We start from the raw sequence: 19,682 nt of genomic DNA on the forward strand, positions 1-19,682 counted from the left end.
TCCCCCCTCGTGGAGGAGATGCCCGGCAGGGCAGAGGGGGGCGTCGTAGAGCGCCGGCCTACCCAATCCTCTCCAGCCGCCTCGACAAGCGGTTCATCGGCTTGGGCCCCTCCGGCGTGATCAGGAACTGGTCCTCGAGATTGAAGCTGGCGAGGCCGTCGATGTAGAGCGGGATCTCGAAGGCCAGCACCATGCCGGCCTCGATCACGACATCGCTGTCGGCCGCGATGAAGGGCCATTGTTCCGAAAAGACCGACTGGCCGACGCCGTGGCCGAAATGACCACGCCGATAGGAGCGCAGGCCCTGGCGCGCCAGGCTGTCGGTGGCGACGCGGTGGACATGGGCCAGCGTATTGCCCGGCACGAGTGCCGCCAGCCCGTCCTCGAAGGCGCGCTCGGCGATCGCATGCAGTCCGGCCTGGTCGGCGGAAGGGGCACCGAAGGTGAAATTGCGCGACATGTCGGAGGCGTAGCCGCCGACGGTGCAGACCATGTCGCATTTCAAGGGATCGCCGGCCACGGCCCTGGCGTCGGCACCCTTGGCCCGGGCGCCGAGCGTCACATATTCAGCGGTGACGACCGCATGCGACAGCCCGGCGGCCGCGTCGGCGGCGCCTTTGCGGTAGAGGCCGACGAGGTCGGCCTGGCGCATGCCGGCCATCGCATCCACCTGCAGGCGCTCGAGCCCTGCTTCCGACAGGATGATGCCTTGCTGCAGGAGGTCGATCTCGCGCTGCGTCTTGATGGCCCGCAGCCTGTTGAGGACCGCTGAGCCGTCGACCATCGGGCAATCCGGCAGCAGCGCCTGGATGGCGGCGAAATCGGCAGCGGGAACAAAGTCGAGATCGACGCCGAGCGTTGCGCGTGCCAGTCCGAATTCGGCGAGCACTGCTTGCAACTCACGCACCGAGCTAGCGAGATCGAAAGTGGCGGGACGCGAGAAATCCGGCGCACGGCCGAGCGAGGCGAGGCCAGCCTCGATGCGCTCCGCCAGGGGCAGCCCGCGAGCGGCTATCTCGACCGGTGCCGATTCGATCCAGATCGGGTGCGAACGCATAACCGCTTCGGGTGCTGCGATCCGCAGCTGTGCCGCGTTGAAGTCCGCGACGACGACGCCGACCGGCAAATCCTGCCGGGCCGGGATGACGACGAAGCCGCCGCCGGCGCGCCGGAACAGTCCCGCCGGACCGATCCAGGCGCCGGTCGCATAATGGAATGCCTCGGGCGCCGAGAGCACCAGCGCCTCGATGCCGGCCCGTTCCATCAAATGCGCGGCGCGCCGCCGGTCGATAAAGCCCGTCATGAATTTCTCCGAATGTCAGAACCGGCAACGGAGCATTGCGGGTGCCGACAATCAAGCCAGTTCCTTGCTATGTTGATGCACCGCATACCTTGACGATCAGCGGAGACGTTCATCGCTTCGTCATCCTGGGGCGAAGCAAGGAGCGCAGCGACGCAGCGCAGACCCCAGGACCATGCCGCGACTTCAAAGCGGCGCAGCAGTCCAGAATTCTGCTCCGCTGCGTTCCCCGGTGGATGTCACGGCATGGATCCTAGGGTCTCCGCGACGGAGCTTCGCTCCTGCTTCGCCCTAGGATGACGACGTTGGGAAGGCCTCGGCTAATGCCGAATGTTTACGAATGCCCACCGCCCTACTTGATCGATTCCAGCCTGGCGATTGCCGCGGTGAAGCCGGCGAGCGACACCGGGATGGTGACCGGCTTGCGGGTCACCGATTCCATGCCGATGTTCAGATTGGTTCCCGATTTCATCGCCTTGACCAGGTCCAGCGACAGCGGCGTGGCGGCATAGGCGCCGTTCTGGTCGCTGGTCTGGATGGCGATGGTGGTCTTCTGCCCCTGGTCGATCTGATAGCTGGCGCCGGAGGGCAGGAACAGGCCGTGCGGCAGAGCGAGCAGCATGGCCAGGCTGCCATTGCCGCTGTCGCGGCGCACGGTCACGGTCAGCACGCGCTGTCCGGTCTTGGCTTCGGTGAGGTTCTGCGAGACCTGGCACCGAAGCTCGGAATTCGCCGAACCGCTGGAGCAATTGACCGCCCAGGGATTGGCGTCGGCGGGCTTGGATTGCGCCTCTTTGGGCTCAGCCGGCTTGGCGGCATCCTCGGCAAGCACAGGCCCGGCGACGGACAAGATCAGCCACAAGGCGCCAATTCCCGCACCCAGACTTACTCTATTAGTACTTGCTAAATTAGATGCCATGTCTTCCGTGCCCGCCCGGGACCTGCATCGCACAGGTATTTTCCGCCAGATTGACCTTGTACAACACCGGCAATGGTTGGGAAAGGCGCGGTCCGCGCAAGACAGCCGGCAAAACTACTGTGACCATCCTGCCACACATAAGAGGTTTAGTACGCAACAACTGAATTCTGGACAACCGGGACTCGCTATACAATAGAATTGGCGTACAAAATCCATACACGTGGGACGTGCAAGTCCCGGAAGGACTCGCCAGGGATGGGAACTACCGAGACGTCTCGGCAAGTTGGTGAGGTGGCGGCGCGTGGGGAGGATTTCCGCGTGCGCGCCGGCTATCGACGTTCGCTAGTCGCAAGGCATCTCTGGAAGACGACGGCGCTGACGACGCTGGCACTCGGCCTTTCCGGTGTGGTTGCCCATGGCGACCCGGACGGGCTTTGGCAGCCGCAGATACGCGCCATCATCGGTGCCGACAACAATGGCGGCAACGCCGCGCTTGAAGGCTTCATCCCGATCAAGCAGACGGCCGAATCGGTGCTGTTCCTGGATGTCAGGGCCAAGCACGATTTCAAGGACGCCTTCGGTCAGGATGTCGGCCTCGGCATTCGCCGCATCGTCAACCCCGACCTGATGATCGGCGGCTACGCCTATCTCAATGTCGAGAACTACAACTCCACCCAATTCACATCAGCCACACTGGGCGCCGAGGCGATCACGCCCAATTTCGACGCGCATGTGAACGTCTTCATACCGATCAAGGGCGACAGCACCGACCATTCGGCGAGTTCCACCCTGTCGATGGTCAGCAACCAGCTGATCGAGCAGATATCGGTGCTCGACCATCGCGACTACGCCGCCTGGGGCATCGAGGGCGAGGTCGGCGCGCAGGTGCCGATCAACCTGCCTGACAGGCACTCGCTGCGGCTGGACATTGGCGGCTACCATTTCGAGGATCCGCACGGCGACGACGGCAGCGTCACCGGCGCCAAGGCCGGCTTCGAATACACGATCGGCGACGTCTTCGGCAGCAGCACCGAACTGGTTCTGGCCGGCGAGGTCCGCAACGACAATCGGGACCACACCCAGTTCGCCGGCAGCGTGCGGCTGAACATACCGTTCAATCCCGGCCATGGCACGGACACCACCGCCAGCGTGCCGGAGCCGGTCTATCCAGTCAGCGAAGGCCTGCGCAGGCGCGTCAACGAGCGGGTGCGCGGCGATATCGGCGTCAGGGTCCAGTCGCAGGAAAAGACCGGCGGCTCGACGACGCGTGTTGCGATCAACGCCGCCACCAATGCGGCGTTCGGCAAGTTCTACTTCGCCGATGGCGGTCTCGCGGGCGCGGGCACGCAGGCTGACCCGACGACGCTGGACGACGCCGTCACCAAGGCCGGCAGCGGCGGCTTCGTCGTTGCCCTTGGCGGCAACGGCAATTTGACGACTGCCGGCGTGACGCTGGCCAATGGCCAGACCGTCATCGGTGGCGGCGAAAGCGTCACCGCCAAGCTTTTCAACGGCAGCACGGCGACCTTCAATCTCGGCGGCAGCGACGGCACCATCCAAGGCACCAACGTTGCCAACAACGTCATCACGCTTGGCACCGGCAACACGCTGAACGGCATCACCATCACCGGCGGCGCCAACGGCATCCTCGGCAACAACGCCACCGGCACGACTCTGACCAATGTCACGGTGACGGGCACCGCCGGCAACGGCGCCGACTTCACCGGCAATTCAACCAATGTCACGGCGTCCAACTTCACCGCGACCGGCAACGGCCTCGACGGCCTGCACATCGAAGATAACGGCACCTACAATTTCACCGGCACGACGTTGCTGCAGAGCAATCTCGACGATGGCTTGGATATCACCGGCCAGGGCACCTACACCTTCGCCATAGTCAATGCGCTGAACAATACCGACCGCGGCATAACCGTGCAGGGCACGTCGACCGGCGGTACGTTCACCACCACTGGCGGCACCGTGTCGGGCAATGGCGGCACGGCCGTCTTCGTCGATCCGATTACCGCGCATGTGGTGCTGGATTCGATCACCCAGAGCGCTGGCACGTCTGGCGTGGTGCTCGATCATGTTTCGGGCAGCTTCACCGTCAACGGCGCGACGACGATTTCCAACACGACGGGACCGGCGATCGCCATTACCGATTCGCCGGCGACGATCCGCTTTGGCGACATCAACATCACCAATCCCGGCGCCGGCGGCATGTCGTTTTCCGGCGTCAACGCGGCGGTGGTGGCCGGCAACATCGTCATTTCCGGCCTCGGCGTCGGCACGGGCCTCGATTTCTCCGGCAGCCAGACGAACTTCACCGCGCGGTCGCTCGCCATCAGCGGCCCGGGGGCTGTCGGTTCGATCGGCATCGACCTCGCCGACACCACCGGCGGCGCCTCGATCATCATCACCAATGGCGGTTCCATTTCAGGCGTCGGCACCGGCGTGCGCCTCGGCATTTCCGGGTCGCTTGCCCATTCGGCCAATGCCGAATTCAGCTTCGGCGGCGGTTCGATTGCCGGCAACACCGCTTCGCTCGACGCGCGCGGCCTCAACCAGACGCTCGGCCACTATGCCTTCGGCTCAACCACCTTCAGCGGGCCGCAGCTGTTCGACGTGCAGAATGTGATCTTTGTCGGCTCGATGGCGACCGGCCTGGCGGACGGGTCCTCGCTGTCGAACCTCGCCTCGATCACCACGGCCGACGCCAACACCGACGGCGACGCGATCTTCGTGCTGGTCAATGATGGTACGTCCATCAATGCCTCCGGCGGTTTCTCACTGAGCGACGGGCAGACGCTGGCGTCCTTCGGCAACGGCCGCTCCTTCTCGCTCGGCGGCGTGCCGATCAACGTCACCGGCGACAATGTCGAGCATGACCAGGTCGTTTCGGACCCCGGCGGCGGCGCGGCGACGCTGACCAATTCCGGCGCCGGCAATGTGGTGACGGCGGCCAACGGCAACTCGCTGCTCGACTTCAACATTTCGGGCGGATCCGGCTCGGCAATCTACGGACTGGGCATCAACGGCCTGACCGTCCAGGGCGTGACGGTCGGCAATGTCGCGTTCGGCCTTTACCTCAATGGCGCGACTGGCACGGTCTCGGTCGACGATCTGGCCATCCAGAGCGTGTCTCAAACCGGCATCGCGCTTGTCGGTTCGAGCGCGACGGTCAATTTCACCGGCAACACCAAGATTACCAGTGCCGCCAGCGTCGGGCTGTTCGCCAACAATTTCGACGGCATCGCCAGCTTCGACGATCTCGACATCACCGGCGGCGGCCACGGTGTCTCTATCTGGAATGGTTCGAGTGGAACGCTGACCTTCGGCACCGGCAGCTCCATTGCCAACACCGGCAACACGGCGTTCGATGTCGCCAACAGTTCGCCCCACGTCACCTACAACGGCACCATCGACCAGGCCACTGCCGCAAGTGCGGTGAATATCTCCAACATGACCGGCGGCACCGCCACGTTCGGCGGCAAGATCACCGCCAGCACGGGCGCGGCCAATGCGATCAACCTGACCGGCAATGCCGGCAGCACGATCAGCTTCACCGGCGGGCTCGACCTCACCACGACGACCGGCACCGGCTTCAACGCCACGGGCGGCACGATCAATGTCGCGGCCGCGGGTACCGAGTCGATTGCCACCGGCACCGGCCGGGCGATCAATCTCGACGGCGTCACCATCGGCACCGGCGGCGTGGCGTTCGACAGCATCACCACCGGCGTCACGACGGCCACGGCACTGAACTTCAACGCCGTCTCGGGCGGCCCGTTCCTGGGTGGCAATGTCAGTGTCGGCGGTAGCGCCATCGGTGGTCTTGCGATCGCCAATTCGTCGGCGACCTTCACCGTCACCAGTCTGGCGACGTCCAATGTCGTGGGCGCCGACGTCAGCCTGACCAACAACACCGGCTCGATCTCGATCCTCGGCGGCACCATAACCAATTCCGGAACCGGCGACGGCGTCGTCGTCTCCGGCGGCAGCGCGACGATCGGTGTGGCGGCCAACATCTCCAGCTCGGCAACGCTACCCGGCACGGCGGTCAAGGTCGACGGCACCACCGGCGGCTCGGTGACCTTCAGCGGCAGCGTCACCTCCACTGGTACAGGCAATCTATTCGTGGTCGGCTCGGTGCTGCCCCCGACCGGCGGCGCGATCAGCCTCACCGGCCCGTCGCTGTCGGCGACAGGCGGCGGCGGTGTGTATACTGTCGGCCTTGCCGGCACGGCCACGTTGAACGTCACCGCCCCGCTGTCGATCACCGGCGCCACGAGCACCGGCCTGGCCGTCGCCAATGTCGCCAGCACCGCATCGGCGACCTTCGGGGCGGTTACGGTGACGGGTGCCGGCGCCGACGGCATCGGCATTGCCAACGATGCGGGTTCAGTCACCTTCGGCACGACCCAGATCACGCTGGGCAGCACGGCCGGCACCGCCGGCATCAACTTCGCGCTCACCAATGCCGAAGTCAGCTTCGGCACGACCACCGTGACGCTGGGTGCCGGCGCGAACCAGACCGGCATCGACTTCAGCGGTTCGTCCACGGCGGCCGATTTCGGCGTGACCACGATCACCGGCACCGGCGACCTTTCCTCGCGCGGCATCGACCTGTCGTCGACGACGGGCGACAAGACCATCACCTTCCAGCAAGGTTCCAAGATCGACAATGTCGGGGTCGGTGTCGAGCTGGCATCCAGCGACCCCGGGGCAACCTCCGCCAATGCCAATTTCACCTTCGGCGATGGCAATGCGGCCGACGGGCTGGAGTCGACCATCATCGCCGCCGCCGGCGGCTACACGGTCAACACGATCGGGCTCGATCCGACGCTCGGCAATTATGATTTCGACGATGTCGCCTTCACCGGCAACGCCCATCTGGCCAGCGCGGTCGGCGGGACCATCATGGTTTCCCAGAATGGCGGCGTCATCGCAGCCGGCACGGACGGGCTGAGTGCCGCGGTGACCACGGTCACGGTCGCCCAGGCCGATGCCATGACCGGCACGCAGAAATTCGCCTTTGTCGGCACCGTCGATCTCAGCGGCACGCCGTTCACGCTCGATTCGGGCCAGTCGATCATCGGCTTCGGCAACGGCGCCTCCATCATCACGTCCGGCACCATCCAGCCGGTCAACGTCCAGGGCAATCTCGGCGCCACCGGCGGCAACGTCACCGGCGATGAGGGCGTGGTCAAGAGCACGGGCAGCGATACCCTGCATCTGCTCGGCAGCAATCAGGTGCGCGACACCGCTTTCGACTTCAGCGGCGGCAGCGGCTCGGTCTTCCTCATCGACCAGAGCGTGGTCGGCTTCGACAATACTGGCGGCACGATCATCGACGGCGTCACGGTCAGCAATGTCGCCGCCGGCCAGAGAGCGTTCAAGGTCGACGGTCTTACCGGCAATCTGTCGATCACAGACAATAACATCAACGTGGCCGGCACGCTGCTCGACGTCGATGGCGGCACCGGCAACATCACGGTCACGCGCGGCAACCTGCCCAACAGCGGGCCGGCGGGCACGCTGACCGGCGGCGGCATCTCGATCGCCAACCGCAGCGGCGGCCTGGTCAACTTCACCGACAAGGTGACGGTCAACGGCAATGGCGTCTCGCTCACCAACAACACCGGCGCCACGATCACCTTCGCCGATCTGGACATTGCCACATCAGGCGCGACGGCATTCAGCGCCTCCGGCGGCGGCACGGTCAATGTCACGACCGGCACGATCAATGCCACATCAGCACAAGCGGTGGCGCTCGACAGCATCACGGCCGGTGTCGACGGTATCCACTTCGCCTCGACAAGTGCGACCTTCAGTTCGGGCAACGGTATCGACCTGCAGGATCTGAGCGGCACGATCACTCTCGGCACCGGCACGCTGACCAACACCGGTACGGGCACGTCGTTCAATGTCGGCACGGCGGCCGCTGCCAGCGGCGGCAACGCCGATATCTCCTATGGCGGCACCATCAACAGCAACGGCTCGGGTGCCGCGGTTTCGATCCAGGGCCTGACCGGCGGCTCGGTGACGCTGTCGGGCAATTTGACCGACAGCAACGCGGCGGCAGGCGGCAACATCGTCATTGCCGGCAACGACTCGGCCACGATCACCTTCTCCGGCACGACCAAGCAGATCAGCTCTGGGGCGACCGACGGCGTCAACATCGGCATTCCCGGCGGTTGGCCATCGGGCCCTTCGAGCCCCAACACGAACTCGGCGATCAACTTCACCGGTGGCGGTCTCGATATCACGACGACAGGCGGCCGTGGCTTCATCGCGGCCGGGGGTCTTGTCCCTCCAATAGGAATCCCCGCTACCGTTACTGTCACGGGGAGCGGCAACAAGATCACCTCGGGCAGCGACGGGCTGCTGTTGATCGGCACCAATGTGGGCAGCGCCGGCATCGCCTTCGACAACATTTCAGCGGTAGCCACCGTTGACGGTGCCGGTGTCGGGATGGTGGGCGTCGACCTGGCGGGTGACGTGAATATCGGCGGGCTGAAAGTTTCAGGTGCGTTCGGTATTGCCTTGGCCGGTCTGACCGGCGCAGGGGAGGTCAATTTCATCGGAACGACCGATATCGACGTCAGCGCCATAGGCATCCAATTCAGCGGCCAGATTGGTACAGTGCACATCGCCGATGTTCTCAATTCCAGCCTGACCGTCGACGGCGGCTCGACCGGAATTTCGTTCAGCGGCGTGATGGGTGGCACCGTCAACATCGGCAATGGCGGCAGCGCCAAGATTGGTGCGACGACGAGCACCATCGATCGGGCGATAGGAATCGACGGCAATACGGGCGGTACGCTCAACTATAATGGCTCGATCAATGTCAGCGGCGGCACTGCGTTCGCCGGCAGTGTCGTGGGCGTCACCTTCGCCGATCTCGCCACCCTCAACCTCAGCGGCTCGGTCACATCGACCACGTCCTCGGCTGCCTTCGATTTCGCCGGCGCCGACGGCACCTACACGGTCTCGAGCACCATCGACCATACTGGCGGCACCGGCGTCCATGTCGATGGCTTCTCAGAGGGAACGATCACCTTCTCCGGCACGACGAAGACATTCGACACTGGCGCCAACAACGCCGTCGTCAAGGATCCCAGCGGAAACCCGGGCCTCGGCCAGGGCTCGGCGACGCTGGCTTTCACCAATGGCGGCCTTAGCATCACCACCAGCAGCGGCGCCGGCTTCAGCGCCAGCACCTTCGGCGCCGGCACGGTCAGCGTCAGCGGTACCGGCAACACCATCGCCACCGGCACGGGTACCACGCTCAACCTCGACGGCGCGACGGTCGGCGCGGATGGCATCACCTTCGATACGATTTCGACCAATGGCGCGGCAACGGGCATATCGCTCAACAATGTCGGCGGCGGCACCCTCAGTCTCGGCGCGGTCGACCTGGAAGGCATCACCTCTCGTGGCGTCGATATTTCCGGCACGCTCGGCTCGGCGCTGGACTTCACCAGCCTGAAGGTCGGGCTCAATGCGGCGAATGCGGTTGGTCTTGATCTCAACGGCGCCGCGCTTGGTGCGAGCAACATCACGGCAGGCGATTTCGATGTGGATGGCGGCAGCTTCGCCGGCACGATCGGCATCGACATGGCCGGCACGACCGGCACCGGCACGATCCAGCTCGGCGACACCGTCAACAACAATCCGGGCGGCCAGACTTCGAAGATCGAAAATGTCGGCTACGGCGTCCAGTTCTCCAGCGCCACCAACGCCAGGCTGGTCTTCGGCGACGGCCAGGGCCCGGCCGAATCGTCGATCGCGACCACCGGCGGCCAGGTCATCCACGCCACCGACACTTTGCCGACCAATGGCGACTACAATTTCAACGACGTCACTTTCACCGGCGATACTTCGAACCTGTCGGCGATCAGCGTCTACTATGTCACATCAGGCGGCAGCGGCAACGGCAGCCTCGCCGATCCTGGCAGTTACGTGGGAGCGCAGGGTTCCACCGCCAACGTCATCGTGCTGATCGATAAGAACGTCGACGGCAGCCAGGAAACCATCGACCTGAGCGGCACCACCTTCAACCTCGATGACGGGCAGGTGCTGCTCGCCTTCAAGAGCGGCGACGCGGCCATCGATGTCTCGCAGCTCGGCGTCGACACCAGCAGCGGCGCGTCGGCGGCGTTCCACTTCACCACCGTGCAGAACTCGCCGATCATCTCGGCGCCGGGCGGCATCGACACGCTGCGGCCGATCCTGCAGAGCAACAATGCCACCTCGGTGGTCAATCTGGCGACATCAGGCACCGGCACGGTCACCGGCGGCATGGAGAATTTGATCGTCCGCGATACCGGCAGCGGCGCCGGCATCGCCGTTACCGCGACAACCGTCTCCAATTTCTTCCTCCGCAACAACGACATCGCGGCAGGCGGCAGGGCGCTCGACTTCTCCACATCAGGTGCGCCGGCCAACACGCTTCTGCTTTCGATCGACGGCAACACGCTGAAATCGACGGGATCGGCGCTGGCCGCGTCCTTTGTCGGCCAGAACATCAGCGCGACGGCCAATTCGATCGAGATACAGTCCTTTGCCGACAACACTGTGCTCGGCGGCACTGGTGGTGGCATCGCCTTCAACAATGTCGGCTTCGACTCCAACGGCGCCGGCGGCACTGTCAGCGCCGGCACGATCGGTGTTGGCTCACCAGGCCCAGGGCGCGTCCAGGGCGACGGCCTCAGCTTCACCAACACCAGCGGCACGCTCGATCTCGGCGCGTTCAGCGTCTTCAACAATGGCGGCACCGGCGTCCTCGCCAACACCAAGACCACCAATTTCACGCTGAACAGCAGCAGCGGCGGCGTCTTCACGGCGAATGGCGCGGCGTTCGATCTCGATCCGCTGACCGTCAACATGGTGGTGACCAGCATCAGTTCAGGCGGCAGCAGCGGCGGCATCATTTTCGACGGCGTCGCCGGTACCTTCACCGTCACCGGCAACACGAGCGTTGCCGCGGCGACGACTGCCGGCATTATGGCGATCAACGCCGGCAACACCGGCGTCTTCACCTTCAACACGGTGACGCTGAACAGCACCGTCACGGCGGGCGGCGGCATTCAGGTGGCGAGCGGTACGCTCAACATCACCGGCCTCGCCAACATTGACACGACCACCGGCGTCGGTCTCTCGCAAACCGGCGGCACGGTGAGCTTCACCGGCGGCGTGACCATCGACACCACCAGCGGCACCGGCATTGTTGGAACCGGCGGCACAATGGGCATTACAGCTACCGCTGCCGCAGAAACGGTGAAGGCGACCGCCGGCCAGGCGATCAATCTCTCTGGCGTCGCCGCCAGCATCGCGCTCGACTCGACCAATTCGGTCGGCGGCGCCAACAATGTCAGCCTGACCAATGTCACCGGCACGGTGGGCCTCGGCTCCGGCGCGTTGAGCGGGGCGACGAGCGCGTCGTTCCTGGTCAATGGCGGCACGGCTGCCATCAGCTATGGCGGAACGGTCACCAAGACCACAGCCGGCAAGGTCGTCGACATCTCCGGCGTCACCACCGGCACGATCACACTGTCGGGCAATCTCAGCGCCACCGGCGGTTTCGACAACGGCGTTTATGTCCACGGCAACACCGGCGGCACCTTTAATTTCTCCGGCGCAACCAAGACACTGACCACGGGCGCCAACAACGCCATCGATCTGGTGACCAATGCCGGCGCCACGATCAATTTCACAGGTGGCGGGCTGGCGATCACCACCACTTCCGGCACCGGCTTCAACGCCACCGGCGGCGGCACGGTCAGCGTCGGAACGGGGGGCAATGCCAATACGATCTCCGCCGGCACTGGCGTCGCCGTCAACATGAACGGCGTTGTCGTGGCGGCCGGCGGTGTCAATTTCGCCTCCGCCAGCAATGCCGCCGGGGGCACCAGCGGCGTTGTCCTCACCAATGTCACCGGCCCGGGAACGGTCAATCTCGGCACCGGCACGTTGAACGGGGGCAGTGCCGCGGCCATTAGCATTACCGGCGGCAGCGTCAACCTGACCTATGCCGGCAATATCAACCAGGCGAACAATGCTGCTCTGGTCAGCGTCTTGGGCGGCCACACCGGCACGCTGACCTTGAACACCGGCACGCTGTCGGCGACCAACGGCACCGGCCTGCAGTTCGACAATGCCGACGGCATCTACAATTTCAACGGCACGACGACGCTGAACGGCGGCGATGCCGGGATCGACATCGTCAACGGCTCCAGCGGCACGTTCAGCTTCAATGCCAATACCTCGATCACCAACCCGACCGGGGTTGGGTTAAATGTGAATGGCGGCAACGGCAACATCACCTACGCCGGCAGCATTTCGAAGACCAATACGAACAATATCGTCTCGATCCAGAACCGCACCGGCGGGACGACGACCCTGTCGGGCGCACTCAGCGCCACGGGCGGCCTCGCAAACGGCATTCTGGTCGGCGCCAACACCGGCGGCTCGATCACGTTCTCGGGCGCCAGCAAGGCGCTGAGCACCGGAGCCAACACCGCCGTCAATTTGACCACCAATACCGGTGCGACGATCGACTTCACCAATGGCGGGCTGGCCATCAACACCACCAGCGGCACCGGCTTCAACGCCACCGGCGGCGGCACGGTGAGCGTGCAAGGCACCGGCAACACGATCACGTCGACGACCGGCACCGCGCTCGATGTAGAGAACACGAATATCGGCTCGGGGAACCTTGTCTTCCAGAGCATCACATCGAATGGCGGCAGCGCCAATGGCATCATTCTGGTCAACACCGGCACGGCCGCCGGCAATGGCGGATTGCATGTGACGGGCACAGGCTCGACCGCGTCGGGCGGCACAATCGCCAACAAGACCGGTGCCGACGGCAGCTCCACGCAAGGCACGGGCATCTTCCTCAACGGCACGAAGGATGTGCAGCTCGGCTGGATGCAGCTGAGCGATTTCCAGAATTACGGTATCTATGGCAGCAACGTCACCGGCTTCACGCTGGACAAGACGATCATCAACGGCACCAACGGCACCAGCAGCGCCGGCGGGTCGCGCGAAGGCGCGGTGGCGTTCGACGGGCTGTTCGGCACGGCGTCGATCACCAATTCGACGCTTGGCGGCGTCGGCGCCGGCAATTCGAGCTTCTCGGACGATCTCAGGGTCATGAACACCAGCGGCACGCTGAATATGACCGTCGACAACGTCCATTTTGGCGATATCGGGATCAACGGCAACAATGCCCTGACGTTCTCTCCATCGGTCAGCGGTGCCGCGAACCTCACCGTGACCAACTCCTTCTTCACCAACGCCATCGGCACCCTGCTGGACGTCGTCATCAACAACAACGTCACGTCCAATGTCGTCATCCGCAACAATGCGTTCAGCAACAACAACGTCAATCAGGCTTCTGGCGGGGCGAACATCGTCATCACCGGCGATAGCGCGGGCCAGGCCACGACTGTCACCTACGATGTTTCGCACAACACCTTGAAGGATGCGGTCGGCATTGCCCTTCTGGTTGCCAAAGGCAATGGCAAGGGAACATGGTCCGGCACAATTAACGCCAACACAATCGGCACCGCAGGCGTGGTCAACTCTGGTTCCACGCAAGCGTCCGGCATTAAGGTCACCAGCAACGGCACGGGTTCGCATACGACATTGATTTCGAACAATGTCATCCATGGTACAAATGAGGTCGGCATCTTCCTGCAGGCGAACGACAGCCAGCTGGCGGCGAATGGCGGTGGCCAAGGTGTGTTCAATGCCAGTATCTTCGGCAACACTGTCGGCACCCCCGGAAGCTTCTCATTCGCCGGCCTCAGTGTCGATGTCGGTGCCGTGGCTGGCGACAACAACATCGTCAACCTCGTCATCGGCTCGGCCACCGACCCGACGAAGAAGAATGACTTCTCGGCCGGAGATCCGTCCAATTTCAGCGACGTGAATCTCAGCCAGCAGTTCAGCACCACCATCAGGCTTTACCAGAACGGCTCGTCTGGCATCACCGCTGCCCTCGTCATCGATGATGATAACCTCAATCCAGCAACTACCAACACCGGGATTTCGGGCACGATCGTTGTGGCGCCCGGTACAGGTCCGGCACTCCCGCCGCCAGTGGCGCCATAGTTAGCCGGCGTGGGCGGTACTTCTAATACAGTAAGTCCAGAAGAATTGATTGGCGAAGACAACTATTATCTGTTCTAACATACAATAGCGGTTCAGTTAAGCGTCGGTCCCAGACCGACCACTAGAGGGAGGCTGCATGGCGGAGCCGTTTCTTTCCGAAATCCGGATGATGTCGTTCGGATTCCCGCCCAAGGGATGGGCGCTGTGCAATGGCCAGTTCTTGCCCATCAACCAGAACCAGGCCCTGTTTGCGCTGCTCGGCACCACATTCGGTGGCAATGGCCAGACGACTTTTGCCTTGCCCGATCTGCGCAACAGGGTGCCGATGCATGTCGGCTCCGGCCACACGCTCGGCGAGCCTGGCGGCGAACAGGCCCACACGCTGTCGATCTCGGAAATGCCGACGCACGTCCACACCGCCAGGGCGACGAGCGATCCGCATGTCATCAGCCCGGAAAACTACACGCCGATCCCCAACGACGCGCTGTTTGCGGTCGTGAACGGCCTCTATACGACGCCTGCCAATCTGACGTCGCTGCTGCCGGGAACGCTTGCCAGTGTTGGTGGCAACCAGTCGCACACCAATATGGCGCCGTTCCTTACGCTCAGTTTCTGTATCGCCCTGCAGGGCCTCTTCCCCTCGCAAAACTGACGGAGCCGCAGCGTGGCACAGCCTTATGTTGGTGAAATCCGCATGTTTGCCGGCAATTTCGCGCCGGCAGGCTGGATGTTCTGTGAAGGACAGCTCTTGCCTATCGCCGAGAACGAGACGCTTTTCCAACTGATCGGCACGACCTATGGCGGCGACGGCGAAAGCACATTTGCCCTGCCCGACATGCGCGGTCGCGTGCCCGTTCACCAGGGCAACGGCTTCATGCTGGCCGAGACCGGCGGTGTCGAGGATGTCCAGCTGTCGATCACGCAGATCCCGCAGCACAGCCATTCTGTGCTCGCCTCACTGAACAATGGCGATGCCAGCGCGCCTGCGAACAACCTGCCTGCCCAGAACGCGTCCGTGCAGATCTATCGCGCGCAGCCCCCGGCGCTGAATTTTAACGCCCAGGCGGTGACGGCCACCGGCGGCAGCCAACCGCACAGCAATTTCCAACCCTATCTCTGCGTGGACTTCATCATCTCGCTGTTCGGGCTCTTTCCTTCACCGACTTAAGAGGACGTCATGGCCGATCCGTTCATCGCCGAAATCCGCATCTTTCCATTCAATTTCGCACCCAAGGGCTGGGCTTGGTGTGACGGCCAGATTCTGCCGTTGTCGCAGAACACCGCGCTGTTTTCCCTGCTCGGCACCACCTATGGCGGCAATGGCCTGTCGACTTTTGCCTTGCCCGATCTCCAGGGCCGCTCACCGATGCATCCGGGGCAAGGACCGGGTCTGTCGCTGCACGACCTCGGTGAAGAAGGCGGCTCGGATTTGGTGTCGTTGCTCGAAAGCGAGATACCGAACCACAGCCACTTCATGATGGCGCAGAACCAGCCGGCGCAGCTTGCCGCACCAGGGCCCGATCGTACTTTTTCCAGATCATCGGGCGGATTTGCCTACAAGGCGGCCCCCTACACCCAAACTGTCTCCTTCAGCGACAACATGATCGCGCCCGCCGGTGGCGACCAGCCGCACAACAATTTGATGCCTTATCTCACCCTCAATTTCTGCATCGCGCTGCAGGGCGTCTTCCCACCGAGAAGCTGAATTCCGAGCCAACAAGGCAGGACCGATAGATGGCCAAGAAAGCTGAACCTAAGTCGAAGGCCCCCGAGGCAAAGAAGCCGGCGGCGGCGCCGAGAGCGGCTTCCAACGCCAGCGCCCGCTCGCGGCGGTCTAGCGTCCCGCCCGTCTATCAGAACAAGCCGGCCGGCGCGTCGTTCTTCGAACTGTCGCGGCTGATGGTGGTGGGGATCGATTCCGCCAAGGGGCAATTGATCCAGAAGGCGCAGCTTTCGCCGAACGGGCCATGGCCCGCGGCGTGGTCGTTCATCGCGCCAGGCGCCTGGTTGATCATGACCGCCGGCCTGACCAAGGACGGCCGTGTGGCCGTGGTCGCGCAGCCGTCGGGCACCACCAATCTGTCCTTCATCGCCGAGGATGCAAACCAGATCGGTCCGGTCGACAAATGGACCGCGCCGGTCGGCATCGGCGCACCGCCCGGCGCCGCCAGCTATCAGAAGCTCGCCATGGCCAACGATGCCGATGGCCGCATCGAGGTCTTTCTCACCGACAATCTGGGCCGCATCTGGTGGATCTACCAGAATCCCGACCAGATCATCCAGGTGCAGAAAACCATCACGCCGCCCGGCTCCACCACACCGATCGTCGTCACCGTCGACGTGCTCGCGCCGCCAGCCAAGCCGTGGAGCGACTGGATCCAGCTCACGGGTCAGCTGGTCACGATTTCGGCGATACGCCAGGCCGACGGCCGCATTGCGCTATTCGGTATCAATTCGGCGCTGCACCTCTATCGCTGCCAGCAGGCCGTACCGCAAGCGCTTAAGGCGGCTGACTGGACGGGTTGGGTGCAGATCGATACCCCCGCCACCACCGGCTTCATCGACATGGCGCCGGTGGTCGGGCCGCTGGGCGCCACCAATTTGTTCGCCTTGAACAAGAACGGCCAGGTGCTGCACACGCGCCAGCAACCCGCCGGGTCCGACAGCTGGACGCAATGGGCGACGCCGGGTTATTCCCGGGTGCCCAAATACACGCTCGCCGCCGGCATCCAGGGCGACGGCGACATCGTCCTGGTCTCCTCCGACCAGCAGCGTGTCCACGAATTCAACGCCCAGTTCGATGCCTACACCCAAAACTGGTCGGGATGGCGCGATTTCAGCGCATCTTCCTACTCGACACGGCTCACGCTCAACTACAATGCCGATGGCCGCCTTGCCCTGTTCAGCATGATGCTCATGCCGGACGGCACCAATTCGGTGGCGACGATCTCGCAGGTCGGCATAGACAGCACCGAATGGGAATATGCCTGGACGTGGCTCACCGACAGCAACATCAAGCAGATCGCCGTGGTGCGCGATTTGACGCCGCCGGTCTGATCGTTGCTTTCGCGCAGCCCGACAGAAACCAAGCCGGCAACCCTCGCCTGGCCTCGGTCCGAGAAGGCCGGGCTGGTGCTCCGCCCGGCGGCGGAGGCGGATTTGCCGTTCCTGTCGCGGCTCTATGCCTCGACGCGCATGGAAGAACTCGCCGTGACGGCGTGGACCGAGGCCCAGAAGTCCACCTTCCTCGACATGCAGTTCCAGGCACAGCACGCCCACTATCACAAACACTATCCCGAGGCCGACTGGCTGGTGGTGGAACATGCCGGGCAGGATATCGGCCGCCTCTATATCGAGCGCTGGCCAAGCCAGCACCGCATCATCGACATCGCCTTCCTGCCGGCCCATCGCCGCAAGGGCTACGGTTCGGCGCTGTTGCGCGACCTGATCGACGAGGCATGGTTGGCCGGCAAATCAGCATCGATCCATGTCGAGAAGAACAATCCGGCGAGGCGGCTCTATGCCAGGCTCGGCTTCGCTATTGTCGAGGACAAGGGTGTTTATGACCTGATGGCCTGCGCGCCGCTGGTCGATCCGTGATCTACTGCGGCATAGCCGTTATTTGTAATGGCCATTCGTTGCCGCTGCCCCTCACCTGCCTGCCGGCGTTCGTCATTCGAAAAGCCAAGCAATTGGCTTTTGGTCCCCTAGCGGACCATTCCTCAACTCCCCGTATAGTGACGGGGAGAGGGGCGCTGTCACCGGCGATTTCGCAAATCTCCGGCGCCGCATGAAAGCGCCGGCGTCGCGGCCAGCCTCTCTCGCCCCGTTTACGGGAGAGATGTCCGGCAGGACAGTGAGGGGCAGCGCTAACGGTAGAGATTGTCGCGTTTGGCGCAATCCGCACGTCGCCGAAGACCGAACGCCTAATTGAACACCGCCTCATAAAGCCGCCCGGCGGCATCGGCGGCGACCGGCACGATGAAGATGTCGTGGACCACACCATTGCCCGCGAGGCGATAGGTCGCCTGCGGCAGCGCGGTTTCGCGCGGTCCCCTGAACAGCAGCGAAAAACCGCCGCCCGGGCGCGGGCTGGATGCGATCCGGTTGACCGCGCTCAATTCGAGCGCGATTTGTCCGCTTCCGGTTTCGATGGTGAATGCCTGCCCGATCGCCTGTTCGAAATCCGCTGCCGTCATGCCATGTGCCTCAAACCGCCTGCTTTGTTTCCTGGCAATTCCTGTGGGAAAACCGCTGCATGGTTTTCCCGCATTGCTCTCGTGGCGGCAATGTCGCCGCTTCGCGGCAGGCTGTCCATAGGGCTGCAGCCAGGCCGAACGCTGCGCGAGACAATTCGCCGGGGCAAACTGCAAAATACAGCGGCGCCTGTCCTTTTATGCGTGCCTGGGACACTGTAGTACTTTGATCCTGCGCCGGATTCTTGGCCAAAACCAAGATCAGCGCACAAGAGCGGATCTTCGGGTCCGATGCTGGAGGGCCGGCCTGATCGGCTTGGGGGAGAGGGACGGATGATGGCTGAGAGTGGTGCGAAAACAGAGACGGCTGCGGCGGACGCTGCCATGCCGCTGTTCTACTCGAGGCCTGAAGCGCTCAACCCGGCGCGGCACGGCTCGCTGGGCTTGATTGCCCGCAGCGACTTCTCGTTCGCCCGCTCGGCGCACGCCATTCCGGTGGTGACGTCGGAAATGCCGGCGGCGATGCGCTCCTATCCGATCGTCTTCATCGGTGCCGCGAAGGCCCCGGTGATCATCACCGGCGTGCGCCAGAACGAAAACCTGTTCATCGATGCCGACGGCCGGTGGGCCGCGCCGCACTATGTCCCCGCCTATGTCCGCCGCTATCCCTTCATTCTTGCCGAGGACGCGAGCGCGCCCGGCCGGCTGACGCTGTGCGTCGACAGGGCAAGCGAGCGCGTCGTCGACCAGCTCATGGCGCCGTTCCGCGAAGACAAGGTCGCGTCGTTCTTCAACGGCGCCGAGGCGACCGAGGCGACGAAGCAGGCGCTCGCCTTCTGCGACCAGTTCCAGATCGATTTCAGAGCCACCCGCGTCATGATCGACAGGATCGACGCGCATGGCCTGTTCGCGCCACGCCAGAGCAAAGTGACGCTGGAGGGCGGCGAAGTGCTCAACCTCACTGATTTCCAGGTGATCGACGAGCCGGCCTTCAACAAGCTGAGCGACGAAGCCTTCCTCGACCTCAGACGGTCAGGCGCGCTCGGCCTGCTCTACTGTCATCTCGCCTCGACCAACAGCTGGACGTCGCTGGTCCACCAGGCGTCGCTGCGCAAGGCGGATGGCGCCAAAGGCGCCTGAAGAC

General features: G+C 63.8%; 10 protein-coding genes. 7 read left to right on the forward strand and 3 right to left on the reverse strand.

Annotation, left to right across the window (positions count from 1 at the left end; genetic code table 11):
- Positions 1-58: 58 nt before the first annotated feature.
- Positions 59-1,303: a M24 family metallopeptidase gene (locus tag JT360_RS21660; RefSeq protein ID WP_214473875.1), complete on the reverse strand. Its 1,245-nt coding sequence runs from the start codon at positions 1,301-1,303 to the stop codon at positions 59-61.
- A 349-nt stretch (positions 1,304-1,652) separates the two neighbouring features.
- Positions 1,653-2,162, reverse strand: coding sequence for an invasion associated locus B family protein (locus JT360_RS21665; protein WP_250888976.1), 510 nt, complete (start codon positions 2,160-2,162; stop codon positions 1,653-1,655).
- A gap of 312 nt (positions 2,163-2,474) precedes the next feature.
- On the opposite strand from JT360_RS21665, the gene JT360_RS21670 reads away from it, so the two are divergent.
- The 6 genes from JT360_RS21670 (at position 2,475) to JT360_RS21695 (ending at position 17,942) form a co-directional block, all read left to right on the forward strand.
- The gene (locus JT360_RS21670; RefSeq protein WP_214473879.1) at positions 2,475-14,342 is read left to right on the forward strand and encodes a beta strand repeat-containing protein; all 11,868 of its coding nucleotides are present in this window, start codon (positions 2,475-2,477) and stop codon (positions 14,340-14,342) included.
- Positions 14,343-14,478: 136 nt separating this feature from the next.
- Entirely contained in the window at positions 14,479-14,994 is a 516-nt protein-coding gene (locus JT360_RS21675; RefSeq protein ID WP_214473880.1) for a phage tail protein, read from the forward strand.
- Positions 14,995-15,036: 42 nt separating this feature from the next.
- On the forward strand, positions 15,037-15,510 hold the full coding sequence (locus tag JT360_RS21680; RefSeq protein WP_250888977.1) for a phage tail protein: 474 nt from the start codon (positions 15,037-15,039) through the stop codon (positions 15,508-15,510).
- A gap of 9 nt (positions 15,511-15,519) precedes the next feature.
- On the forward strand, positions 15,520-16,047 hold the full coding sequence (locus tag JT360_RS21685) for a phage tail protein (protein ID WP_214473883.1): 528 nt from the start codon (positions 15,520-15,522) through the stop codon (positions 16,045-16,047).
- 29 nt (positions 16,048-16,076) lie between these two features.
- Positions 16,077-17,399 (forward strand): PLL family lectin, encoded by a 1,323-nt coding sequence (locus JT360_RS21690; protein ID WP_214473884.1) that lies wholly within the window; start codon positions 16,077-16,079, stop codon positions 17,397-17,399.
- A 75-nt stretch (positions 17,400-17,474) separates the two neighbouring features.
- Entirely contained in the window at positions 17,475-17,942 is a 468-nt protein-coding gene (locus JT360_RS21695; protein WP_352128032.1) for a GNAT family N-acetyltransferase, read from the forward strand.
- Positions 17,943-18,268: 326 nt separating this feature from the next.
- On the opposite strand, the gene JT360_RS21700 is transcribed toward JT360_RS21695, so the two are convergent.
- Positions 18,269-18,541 (reverse strand): DUF6916 family protein, encoded by a 273-nt coding sequence (locus JT360_RS21700; protein WP_214473888.1) that lies wholly within the window; start codon positions 18,539-18,541, stop codon positions 18,269-18,271.
- Positions 18,542-18,871: 330 nt separating this feature from the next.
- Here JT360_RS21700 and JT360_RS21705 point away from each other — a divergent pair, with 330 nt between their 5' ends.
- Positions 18,872-19,678 carry a SapC family protein gene (locus JT360_RS21705; RefSeq protein WP_250888978.1) on the forward strand — a complete coding sequence of 269 codons (807 nt, stop codon included), beginning with the start codon at positions 18,872-18,874 and terminating at the stop codon, positions 19,676-19,678.
- Positions 19,679-19,682: the final 4 nt, after the last annotated feature.

It is taken from the genome of Mesorhizobium sp. dw_380 (genome assembly GCF_018588885.1).
In the GTDB taxonomy this organism is placed as follows: domain Bacteria; phylum Pseudomonadota; class Alphaproteobacteria; order Rhizobiales; family Rhizobiaceae; genus Mesorhizobium.